Below are 265 nucleotides of genomic sequence, written 5' to 3'. Positions count from 1 at the left end.
TGTGTAAGCGTTGTGAGGCGTTGAGCTAACTGATACTAATGACTCGAGAGGCTTAACCATACAACCCAGATGGGTTTTGCTAAGTAGCACTTAGACGAATAGAAACACTTAAGAAGTGATACTCAAACCAGCTTTCCAAATTCATTTACTGCCCACATAAGATGGGGAGTAGATACCAAATTTGCTTGGTGACAATAGCATTGTGGTCCCACCTGATCCCATCCCGAACTCAGAAGTGAAACGCAATCGCGCCGATGGTAGTGTG

At 44.5% G+C, this 265-nt stretch carries 1 rRNA gene; it reads left to right on the top strand.

The window, feature by feature from the left end:
* Positions 1 to 184: 184 nt before the first annotated feature.
* A 5S ribosomal RNA gene (gene rrf / locus AEA42_RS21580) occupies positions 185 to 265 on the top strand; the annotation flags it as partial.

Source organism: Shewanella sp. Sh95 (genome assembly GCF_001308045.1).
Classification (GTDB): Bacteria; Pseudomonadota; Gammaproteobacteria; order Enterobacterales; family Shewanellaceae; genus Shewanella; species Shewanella xiamenensis.
Note: the sequence above shows the minus strand (reverse complement) of the source record. Positions and strands in the feature narration are given on the sequence as shown.